The sequence below is a fragment of the Streptomyces otsuchiensis genome (assembly GCF_004305975.1).
GTDB lineage: Bacteria > Actinomycetota > Actinomycetes > Streptomycetales > Streptomycetaceae > Streptomyces > Streptomyces otsuchiensis.
This window is the reverse complement of record NZ_BHZI01000206.1, coordinates 1-10,769: the sequence shown is the minus strand read 5'-3', so window position 1 is coordinate 10,769 and position 10,769 is coordinate 1. Positions and strand designations below refer to the sequence as shown.

Below are 10,769 nucleotides of genomic sequence, written 5' to 3'. Positions count from 1 at the left end.
GGTCGGTGGGCGGTCGGGGCCGGTGGCCGGGTGCTCGGTGCCCGGTGCGGCGGTGGTCTCGTCCGGTGCTGCGGGTGGCCCGTGGCCGGGATGCCCGGTGGCGGTCTCTGGACGCGGCGCCCGGGGGCGGTGGGCTGCGCGCGTCGGCTCCTCCAGCGTCATGGCGCACACCTTAGGCCAACGCTTGTTGGCCTACAAGCGTTGACTCCCTGTGTGGCTGTCACTACTGTCGTCAACGGATGTTGGCCAACAGCCGGTGGTCAACGATTGTTGGCCGAGGTCGGCCAGAGGAGGCAGCCATGTCCGGCTCCACCGGTACCAGAACCCATCTTCAGGACACCGATATCGCCGTCGTCGGAGCCGGCCCCACCGGGCTGCTGCTCGCCGGCGACCTCGCCGCGGCCGGGCACCGCGTCACCCTGATCGAGCGACGCGAACCCGGCCGCTCCCACCTCACCCGCGCCTTCGGCGTGCACACCCGCACCCTGGAACTCCTCGACACCCGGGGCCTGGCCGACCGGCTGGTCGACACCGGAACCCGCCTGACCGACCTGCGGCTCTTCGGCGGCCTCTCGCTCCGCCTGGACCGCGCCCGCAGCCGCTTCCCCTACCTCCTGGTCACCCCGCAGTACGAGCTGGAACGGCTGCTGGAGGAGCGGGCCCGCGAGGCCGGGGCCCACCTGGTCCACAGCACCGAACTGACCGGCCTCGCCCAGGACTCGGGCGGCGTCACCCTGCGACTTCGCCGCACCGACGGCAGCAGCCCTCCCGGCGGCTCCACCCTCCGCGCCGCCTACGCCGTCGGCGCCGACGGCCACCGCAGCGCGGTGCGCCGCGCGCTGGGGCAGCCCTTCCCCGGGGTCAGCCTGGTGCGCTCCATGGTGCTGGCCGACGTCCGGCTGCTGGAGGAGCCCGGGCAGCTGCTGACCGTGCGCGGGTTCCGCGACGCCTTCGCCTTCATCGCGCCCTTCGGCGACGGCTATCACCGCGTCTTCGCCTGGGAGCGGGAACAGGACCGCCCCGACGACGCGCCCGTGGACCTCGCCGAGGTGCGGGACACCGTCTGGCAGGCCCACGGAACCGACTACGGGATGTACGACGCGCGCTGGCTCTCCCGCTTCCACTGCGACGAGCGGCAGGTACCGCAGTACCGGACCGGCCGGGTCTTCCTCGCCGGGGACGCCGCGCACGTCCACTCCCCGGCCGGCGGCCAGGGCATGAACACCGGCCTCCAGGACGCCGCCAACCTCGGCTGGAAGCTCGGCGCCGCCCTGACCGGCGCGGCCGGGTCCGAAGCCCTGCTGGACAGCTACCACGAGGAGCGGCACCCCGTCGGCGCCCGGGTGCTGCGCGGCAGCGGCGCGCTGATCCGGATGGCCACGGCCAGTGGGCCCGTCGGCGTCGCCCGCCGTACCGCCGCCACCACCCTGCTCAGCGGTCTGCCCCCGCTGCGCCGCCGCGCCGTCGCCCGCCTCAACGGCCTCGACGTCCGCTACCCGGCCCCCAGGGGCGCGCACCGGCTCGTCGGACAGCGCGCCGAGGACGTGCCGTTGCACGACGGGCGGCGGCTCCACGAGATGCTGCGCCGGGGCCGGTTCGTCCTGGTGACCCCGGAGGGCGCGCGGGAGGACGCCGCGCCGGGCGTCGTCCTCGCCCACTGGGAGGACCCGGCGCGCCGGGACCAGTGGCTGGTCCGGCCGGACGGCTATCTCGCCTGGGCCGCCGACTCGGCCACCGCCCGCCCGCCGCTCGTGCCCGGCGGGCGGCTCCCGGCCTGACGGCGCGACGACGATCGGTTCCGTCGGCGGTGACGGCCCCGCCCGGGGCCGTCTGCGACGATGGCGGCGCCGCGGACGGACGAGCCGGTCCGTCCGCCGCGCACGTCGATGAGGAGGCAGGAGTCATGGAGCAGCGCACCGCCGTGGTCACCGGGGCGAGCAGCGGTATCGGGGCGGCGACCGCCCGGCGGCTGGCCGGCGAGGGGTACCGGGTGGTGCTCACCGCGCGCCGCGGCGACCGGGTCACCGCGCTCGCCGACGAGCTGACGGCCGCCGGGCACAGCGCCCGCGCCCGGGTGCTGGACGTCACCGACCAGGACGCCGTGCGGGAGTTCGCCGCCGAACTCGGCGTCTGCCACGTCCTGGTGAACAACGCGGGAGGCGCCCGCGGAGCCGACCCGGTGGCGTCCGGCGACCCCGACGACTGGCGTGCCATGTACGAGGTCAACGTCATCGGCGTGCTGCACATGACGCAGGCGCTGCTGCCCGCGCTGCGCGCCTCGGGTGACGGCACGGTGGTGGTGGTCTCCTCCACGGCGGGGCAGGCGACCTACGAGGGCGGCGGCGGGTACGTCGCCGCCAAGCACGGCGCGCACGTCCTCGCCGAGACACTGCGGCTGGAGATCTGCGGCGAACCGGTGCGGGTCATCGAGATCGCGCCGGGGATGGTCAGGACCGAGGAGTTCTCCGTCCGGCGGTTCGGCGGCGACACCGCGAAGGCCGCCGACGTCTACCGGGGCGTGGCCGAGCCGCTGACGGCGGAGGACGTCGCCGACACGATCGGCTGGGCGGTGACCCGGCCCGCGCACGTCAACGTGGACCTGCTGGTGCTGCGTCCGCGTGCCCAGGCGTCCAACACCAAGGTGCACCGGGAGCTGTGAGAGCGGCGGCGACGGCGGCAGCTGTCGGTGCCGGCCGGTAGCGTCCCGCTCATGACGACTGCGGACGATCCCTACGAGGTGCGCGCCGAGACCCCTTCGGTGGAGAGCTATCTCCGGCTGCGGCCCGCGGCGGGGCTGAGCCCGATGACGGCGCGGGCGGCGCGGGCCGGGCTGCCGAACTCCTGGTACGCGGTGACGGTGCTGCACCGGGAGGAGCCGGTGGGGATGGGACGGGTGATCGGCGACGGCGGCTGCTTCTTCCAGGTCGTCGACATCTGTGTCACCCCCGAGCACCAGGGGCGGGGGCTCGGACGCCGGATCATGGCGGCGCTGGTCGGTGAGCTGGAGCGGCGGGCGCCGGCCGGCGCCTATGTGTCGCTGATCGCCGACGGCGACGCCCGGTACCTCTACGAGAAGTTCGGCTTCGTGCCGACGGCGCCCGCCTCGGTGGGGATGTACCTCAGGCGCTGAGGGGGCGCGCCGGGGCCGCTGTCGCTCGCTGTCGGTCACGCGCACGGACGCCGCGCACGGACGCCGCGCACGCGCGGAGGCCGGGAGCGGGGGTCCGCTCCCGGCCTCGGGTGGGGGGTGGCGCTCGGGGGTTCTGTTCCCGCGGACGGCGGTGCGGGAAACCCCCGTGGGTGGTGATGTCGCCACCGGTCCGGCTCTCACCGGGCCGGTGGCGCGTCACCGATGGTCACCGGTACCGTCCGTCCCTGCCGTGACCGGCGCGGGCGGGGGTATCCGGGGTGTCAGCGGCTCAGGGGACCTGGAGCAGCTTGTTCGGCGAGCCGGGGCCCGGGTTGGAGACGCGGTCCGCGACGGACAGCCCGTCCAGCGCCGCCTTGACGGCGGCCGGGGAGGCCGTCGGGTCGTCGGCGAGAACCAGGGCTGCGGCGCCGGCGACGTGCGGGGACGCCATCGAGGTGCCGGAGATGGTGTTCACCGCGGTGTCGCTGGTGTGCCAGGCGGCGGAGATGGCGCTGCCCGGCGCGAAGATGTCGACGCCGACACCGTAGTTGGAGTACGAGGCGCGGGCGTCGTTGCTGTCGGTCGCGCCCACGGTGATGGCCGCGCCGACCCGTGCCGGCGAGAAGCCGGACGCGTCCGCGTTGCTGTTGCCGGCGGCGACCGCGTAGGTCACGCCGGAGGCGATGGAGTCCTCGACCGCCGCGTCCAGGGCCGGCGAGACGCCGCCGCCCAGGCTCATGTTGGCGACCGACGGGCCAGAGGCGTTTGCCGTGACCCAGTTGACGCCGGCGATGACACCCTCCATGGTGCCGGAGCCGAAGTCGTTGAGGACCTTCACCGAGACCAGGTCGGCCTCCTTGGCCACGCCGTACGCCGCGCCCGCGGAGGTGGACGCGACATGCGTGCCGTGGCCGTTGCCGTCGGAGGCGGTCCCGCCGAAGGCGTCGAAGCCCGCGACGGCGCGGCCCCCGAAGTCCTGGTGGGTGTAGTTGATGCCCGTGTCGAGGACGAACACGGTGACACCGGCGCCGCCGTGGGCGGGGTAGGTGTAGCTGTTGTCGAGCGGCAGGTCGGGCTGGTCGATGCGGTCCAGGCCCCACGACGGGGGGTTGGCCTGGGTCGTGGTGGCCAGCGAGACCACCTCGTCCTGGTAGACCTTGTCGACGGCCGGGTCGGCGGCCATCTTGAGGGCCTCGGCCTCGGTCGCCTCGACGGCGTAGCCGTTGAGGACCGTGTCGTAGACGCTGCTGATCTCGGCGTCGTACTTGGCCGCGAGCTTCTCGGCCTCGGCCGAGTCCGCCGCGACGGTCTCGTCGAGGACGACGATGTAGCTGCCGCCGATCGCTGTGGGGGCGTCGGCGTTCAGGATGACGCCGGTGGCGTCGGGGGCGGCGTGGGCCGCGGCCGGCAGCCCGACGCCTACGCCCAGGGCGATCACGGCGGCGGTGGCGACCGCGGTGCTCACCTTGCGGCGGTGGGGGATGGAACGCATCACTGTCATCGAGGGATTCCTCCGCTTGATGGTGCTTGAGGTGCGCTGACTGGATTTTGACGGAGCGTGGCCATGACATTTCGCTTCGTCAGTTCGAAAGATTTACTGAAGGGCATGAATTCAGCAAGGGGCTGTGCACGTTCGCCACGTACATGTCACAACTCGTCCACGTGTTAGCCGTGCAAAACGGGGCAATCCACTCACTGACGGGGTGGCAGCTCCACTCAAGCGGAACCACACGTTCCGGCGACTCCCTCCCCATCCGTCCCGGCAGTCACAGGGGTGCACCACGAGAGGTGGCTCTCCGTGACGGCGAAGTGCGTCCCGGTGCACCTCCCGGTGGTGTGCGCGCCCGGACCGCCCGGAACGGCCCAGGGGTCCGCGCGGTGCCCGGGGAGGGGCGGCGGACGTACCCGCCGCCGCACCCGCTCGCGCGCCCGTCCGTCGCGCGGGCCGACGCGGAAAGCCGTCGCCGGGGACGTGTGACACTAGGGGGGTTCACGAGCCCGAGCGCCGGCGCGGCACTCCGCCGCGCCCCCGCGCCGCCCGGACGAGACCGGTCGGCGCACGCTCCACCTGGGAAGGAAGACGACCACTGTGGCTGCCGGTGCCGAGACCGACTGGGTCTCCCGATCCGCGGATGAAGTCATCGCCGAAGCGGAACGCCGCGCACCCGGCAAACCGATCGTCTGCGCGTCCGGACTGAGCCCTTCCGGGCCCATCCACCTCGGCAACCTGCGCGAGGTCATGACCCCGCACCTGGTCGCCGACGAGATCCGCCGCCGCGGCCACCAGGTGGAGCACATCATCTCCTGGGACGACTACGACCGGTTCCGGAAGGTCCCCGCCGGGATCGCCGGCGTCGACTCCTCCTGGGCCGAGCACATCGGCAAGCCACTCACCGCCGTCCCGGCCCCGCCCGGCTCGCCGCACCCCGACTGGGCCACCCACTTCAAGGACGCGATGGTCCGCTCGCTCGCCGAACTGGGCGTCGAGTTCCGGGGCATCAGCCAGACCGAGCAGTACACATCCGGCGCCTACCGCGAGCAGATCCTGCACGCCATGCGCGAACGCCGGGCCATCGACGCCGTCCTGGACCGCTACCGGACCAAGGGCAAGGACACGGGCAAGGACGACAAGGGCAAGGGCAAGCCCAAGCAGGGCCAGAAGCCGGTGGACGAGGCCGAGCTGGCCGCCGCCGAGGGCTCCGGCGCCGCGGCCGAGGACGACGGCGCCGGCGAGGGCGGGGCCGGCTACTTCCCGTACAAGCCCTACTGCGCCGTCTGCGGCAAGGACTTCACCACCGTCACCGCCTACGACGACGACACCACCGAGCTGACCTACCGCTGCGAGTGCGGCCACACCGAGACGGTGCTGCTGCGCGAGTACGACCGCGGCAAGCTGGTCTGGAAGGTGGACTGGCCGATGCGCTGGGCCTACGAGGGCGTCGACTTCGAGCCCTCCGGCGTCGACCACTCCTCGCCCGGCTCCTCGTTCGTCGTCGGCGGACAGATCGTCCGCGAGGTCTTCGGCGGAAGCCAGCCCATCGGGCCGATGTACGCCTTCGTCGGCATCACCGGCATGGCCAAGATGTCCAGCTCCAAGGGCGGGGTCCCCACCCCCGGCGAGGCCCTGGAGATCATGGAGGCGCCGCTGCTGCGCTGGCTGTACGCCCGCCGCCGGCCCAACCAGTCGTTCAAGATCGCCTTCGACCAGGAGATCCAGCGGCTCTACGACGAGTGGGACGCGCTCGCCAAGAAGATCGGCCAGGGGCAGGCACAGCCCGCCGACCTCGCCGCGTACAACCGCGCCGTCGGCACCGCCGCCGGTGAACTGCCCGCCACCGAACGCCGGCTGCCGTACCGGATGCTCGCCTCCGTCGTCGACATCACCACCGGCGACGAGCAGCAGACGCTGCGCATCCTGGCCGAACTGGACCCGGCCGACCCGGTCACCTCGCTCGACCAGGTGCGGCCCCGCCTCGACCGGGCCGCGCACTGGATCGCCACCCAGGTCCCCGCCGAACAGCGCACCCGCGTCCGGGAGGAGCCCGACACCGAACTGCTGGCCTCCCTCGACGACGAGCAGCGTGCCTCGCTGGCCCTGCTGCTCGACCGGCTGGACGGCCACTGGTCACTGGACGGGCTCACCACCCTGGTCTACGGCGTGCCCAAGATCCAGGCGGGCCTGGAGCCGGACGCCAAGCCCACACCCGAGCTGAAGACCGCCCAGCGGTCGTTCTTCGCCCTGCTCTACCGTCTGCTGATCAGCCACGACACCGGGCCGCGGCTGCCCACGCTGCTGCTGGCCGTCGGCGCCGACCGGGTCCGCAGGCTGCTCGGGGCCTGAGCACCGAGGCGTCGTACCGCGAAGCGCCCCGCCTCCCGGATCAACCGGGAGGCGGGGCGCCTCGCTGTGCCGGGGGCGTCGTGCCGGGTCAGGCGACGCCGACCTCGGAGCGGTAGCGCTCCTTGCACGCGCGGACGTGGTCGCGGAGGTAGCGCTCGCTGAGCAGGCTGCCGTCGGCGTTGCGCACCCCGTACCGCTCGTCCAGATACCGGGCCAGCTGCCGTGCGTTGGGGAAGTGGTTGCCCTCGACGCTGATCAGGTCGCGGTAGGCGGCGTAGTAGGTCTGCGCGGGGTCGGCGTCCTCCGGCAGCCCCACCGGCTGGTCCGCGGCCACCTCCTCCGCGTCCGGCGCGGGACCGGGCCCGGGAGCCGGGGTGGCCCGCGGTGCCCGCAGGTCGCGTCGCCCCCCGCTGCCGGGCACGGTGTCGGCGGGCGGCTCGGCGAAGGGGTCGCCGAACGGGTCGTCGAACGGGTCGCGGTAGCCGTCCCCGCCCTGGCCGCCGGTGGAGAAGTCCGGCAGCGGGTCGGGCACCGGTTCCGGCGCGGGCTCCGGCCGTTCGGCGCGCGGCGCCAGGTGCGGCAGGGGCTCGGGGGTCTGCTCCGGCGTCCGGGCGGTGTCCTCCGGATGTGGCCGGTCGGGGCGCCGGCCAGCGCGGGCCGGTGCCCCGACCCGCTCCCCGTGGGCGCCCTCCGCCCACGGCGGCCAGTCCGCCCCGTCCCGCGGCTCCGACCGCACCGTGACCGGGCCGCCTGCGGGCAGCCCGTCACGGCCGCGGAGCCCGTGGCGCTCGTACGGGCCGCCGTACGGGGCGGGCCCGTCGTACGCCTCGTCCTCGTCCCAGCCGTCGTCGTCCGCGCGGCCGGCGCCGGGCCTGCGGTCGTCCCAGATCCTGCGGAGCGCCGCGGCGCCGGTGCCACCGTTCCGTCGTCGCTCGGGCAGCGTGCCGATGGCCGTCGCCCCGGGCCCCGGCACGGCGGGCGCGGTGCCGGCCGCCGTCACCAGGGCCGTGGCGTCGGGGTCCAGCGGCACGCCGAGGTGGGCCAGCTTCAGCGGCAGCCGCGCCTCGACCGGCGCCCGGCGTCGCCAGGCCCTGCCGTACATCGCGCGCAGCCGGGCCCGGTAGACCAGCCGGTCACGTTCGAGGTCGATGACCTCCTGGTAGGAGCGCAGCTCCCAGAGCTTCATGCGGCGCCAGAGCCGGAACGTCGGGAACGGCGCGAGGATCCAGCGCCACAGCCGCACGCCCTCCATGTGCTTGTCGGCCGCGATGTCGGTGATCCGGCCCACCGCGTGCCGGGCGGCCTCCACCGTGATGATGAAGAGGATCGGGATGATCGCGTGCATCCCGACGCTGAGCGGATCGCCCCAGGCCGCCGCGCCGTTGAAGGCGACCGTGGCCGCCGTCAGCAGCCAGGCGGTCTGCCGCAGCAGCGGGAACGGGATACGCAGCCAGGTCAGCAGCAGGTCCAGCGCCAGCAGGACGACGATGCCCGCGTCGATGCCGATCGGGAAGAACGGCGAGAAGTCGCCGAACCCCTTCTCCTCGGCCAGGTCCCGCACTGCGGCGTAGGAGCCGACGAAGCCGATGGCGGCGATCACCACCGCCCCGGCCAGGATGAAGCCGATGAGGATGCGATGGGTACGGGTCAGTTTGACGGCGGGCGCCACGACCGGTTCCTTCCCTGGTCAGGAGATCGGCTGGGCCGGAACACCCCTTGTGCGGACAGGTGTTCTAGCGCGCCTAGCCTGGCACACCTCGCGCGGCGCCGTCCGCGGGGTCTCCGACGGGCGCCCGACGGGCGCCCGACGGGCGCCCGGCGGGCGCCTGACGCGCGCCCGGCTTCTCCGGGAATGCGCGACTGTGGGGCCCGCGGGCTCCGCGGGCGGGCGGAACGCCGTTCCCGCCCGGAGATGACGACGCCGGCCCGGCTCCCAGGGAGGGGAACCGGGCCGGCGGCAAGGCTCGGTGGTGACGGTGCGGGGGAGGGGTCAGTCGTCGTCGCCCGCGTCGGCCTCGGCCTCCGCGTCGTCCCCGGCGTCGGGCAGCGCGTCGAGGTGGGCGACCGCGTCGGACGCGATCCGCTCGGCGCCCTCCTGGATGGCGCTCGCCTCCGGCAGTTCGGCGTCCTCGAAGCCGGCGCCCGCGTAGTCGACGGTCACCACGACGTTGGCGGTCCGCACCACGACGCGGTGCTGGCGGAACTCGCGGCTGGTGTCGCCGCTGGCCTTCTCGGCGGTGAACGCCAGGGAGACGGCCTCGTCGCCGAGGTCCTCCGGCCGGGAGTCGACGATGTCCTCGTTGGTCTCGTCGTCGGTGATCTCCGCGCCCTGGGCCTGCAGGAAAGTCTCGGCGCGGCTGTCACCGGCGCCGAGCGCGGCGTCGGAGTCGAAGCGCTTGAGAGTGACGGTCAGCGACCGGAAGTCGTACCCGTCGAGGCCGCTCCACAGGCAGGCGTTGGTGGAGGTGACATCGGCGGAGGGCAGCTCCTCGCCCTTCTCGTCCGACGCCTCCGGCACGACCTCCTCGATGGTGGCGCCCTCTACCGTCTCGCAGGCGTTCGGCAGCTCGGTGAAACGCACCGCCTCCGGCGCCTGCTCCTCGGAGGCCGGGGCGTCGTCGCCGGTGTCACCTCCGTCACCGGAGTCCGAGCTGCATCCGGTGAGCAGCAGCGCGGACGCGACGGCAGCTGCCAGCACGGTGCCCGCACCGCGAAGGTGGCTGCCCAGGGGCGAGACGTTGCGGTCCATCAGTTACCTCTCGAAGGATGTGTGCACCGGGTCCGGGGTGACTTTCCGTGCGTCGCCCGGTGTGCGTCGGTTTCCGCGTGCCGGCTCCGGGCCGGGCGGAACCGTCAGGGGAACGGTACGCCGGGGCGCGGGTGGAGCGGGCCATCCGGACGGGTGGTGTCCCCCACGTGCCCGCCGCCGCACGCCCGCCGCCGGGGCGGGCGTGCGGCTCAGCCGTCGAGGCGACCGGCGAGCTGGCCGGCCAGCGAACGCACCCGCTCCTGGAGCGCGGCGCTGTCCGGCTCCTGGACGGGGTCGTTCACCGCTTCGCTGTAGTCGATGGCGACGATCACATTGGCGCTGTGGAAGACCAGGGTGATGTCGCGACGGGTGCCGTCGGAGGAGAGGCGGTCGTCGACGTAGGCGGCGGTGCCGATGTCGTCGAGCGCTCGGGGCGCGAGGTCGCCGGTGGGCCGCCCGGGGCGTACGCCGCTGCCCACGCCGCCGTCGGGGGTGGGGTTGTTGGCGCTTTCGCGGCCGTCGGCTCCGCCGTCCTGCCGTCCGGAGCCGTCGTCGTCGCCGTCGTCCGCGCCGGACTCGGTGTCGTCGGCGGAGTCGCCCGGTGCCGGTTCGATTCCGGCACGGTCGGCGCGGCGGGCGAAGTCGTCGGCGGCCAGGTCGTTGTCGCTGACGTCCGGGTCGTAGGAGATGACGCGCAGGAAGTCGACCGTGAGGGTGTGCGAGGCGTCGGCGCCCTGGCTGGACCAGTCACAGCCGAAGCGGCGGCCGGTGTCGTAGGTCATGTGCGGGGCGCCGCGCAGGGCGTCCACGTCGGCGTCGGGGAGCAGCTGGCGCAGCCGGTTCTCCTCCGGGGCGCCGCACGGCTCGGGCAGGCCGGAGTGGCGGCCCGGCTGGGCGATGGAGTTCCCGGCGGGGGCACTGCCCCCGTTGAGGCCGTCGTCCCCGTTCAGGGTGGCGTTGCAGGCGGTCAGTCCCACGGTCAGCGCGGCAACCGCCAGTACGCTCGAACCGGTGATCGTCGCTCGGCGCAGCACCCGGTCCGCCTCCCT

Annotated in this window: 8 protein-coding genes; 4 read left to right on the top strand and 4 right to left on the bottom strand. The window is 74.0% G+C overall.

Annotated elements, in window-relative coordinates; all coding sequences use genetic code 11:
- Positions 1 to 299 precede the first annotated feature (299 nt).
- The 3 genes from E0D90_RS18715 to E0D90_RS18705 all read left to right on the top strand — a co-directional run bounded on the left by E0D90_RS18715 (position 300) and on the right by E0D90_RS18705 (position 3,130).
- Positions 300 to 1,778, top strand: a complete 1,479-nt coding sequence (locus E0D90_RS18715) for an FAD-dependent oxidoreductase (protein WP_130799335.1) — start codon at positions 300 to 302, stop codon at positions 1,776 to 1,778.
- A 125-nt stretch (positions 1,779 to 1,903) separates the two neighbouring features.
- On the top strand, positions 1,904 to 2,659 hold the full coding sequence (locus E0D90_RS18710; protein ID WP_130799334.1) for an SDR family oxidoreductase: 756 nt from the start codon (positions 1,904 to 1,906) through the stop codon (positions 2,657 to 2,659).
- A gap of 51 nt (positions 2,660 to 2,710) precedes the next feature.
- Positions 2,711 to 3,130 carry a GNAT family N-acetyltransferase gene (locus E0D90_RS18705; protein ID WP_103501351.1) on the top strand — a complete coding sequence of 140 codons (420 nt, stop codon included), beginning with the start codon at positions 2,711 to 2,713 and terminating at the stop codon, positions 3,128 to 3,130.
- Positions 3,131 to 3,419: 289 nt separating this feature from the next.
- On the opposite strand, the gene E0D90_RS18700 is transcribed toward E0D90_RS18705, so the two are convergent.
- A complete protein-coding gene (locus E0D90_RS18700) occupies positions 3,420 to 4,631 on the bottom strand; it encodes a S8 family peptidase (protein WP_130799333.1) in 1,212 nt (403 codons plus the stop codon).
- A gap of 588 nt (positions 4,632 to 5,219) precedes the next feature.
- Here E0D90_RS18700 and lysS point away from each other — a divergent pair.
- Positions 5,220 to 6,971 (top strand): lysine--tRNA ligase, encoded by a 1,752-nt coding sequence (gene lysS / locus E0D90_RS18695; protein ID WP_130799332.1) that lies wholly within the window; start codon positions 5,220 to 5,222, stop codon positions 6,969 to 6,971.
- An 88-nt stretch (positions 6,972 to 7,059) separates the two neighbouring features.
- On the opposite strand, the gene E0D90_RS18690 is transcribed toward lysS, so the two are convergent.
- The 3 genes from E0D90_RS18690 to E0D90_RS18680 form a co-directional block, all read right to left on the bottom strand.
- Complete coding sequence (locus E0D90_RS18690; RefSeq protein ID WP_438827418.1) at positions 7,060 to 8,640, bottom strand: DUF2637 domain-containing protein; 1,581 nt, start codon at positions 8,638 to 8,640, stop codon at positions 7,060 to 7,062.
- Positions 8,641 to 8,961: 321 nt separating this feature from the next.
- Positions 8,962 to 9,720 (bottom strand): DUF3558 domain-containing protein, encoded by a 759-nt coding sequence (locus tag E0D90_RS18685; protein ID WP_130799331.1) that lies wholly within the window; start codon positions 9,718 to 9,720, stop codon positions 8,962 to 8,964.
- 209 nt (positions 9,721 to 9,929) lie between these two features.
- Positions 9,930 to 10,769, bottom strand: an 840-nt coding sequence (locus E0D90_RS18680) for a hypothetical protein (RefSeq protein WP_227870315.1), incomplete at its 5' end; no start/stop codon positions are given.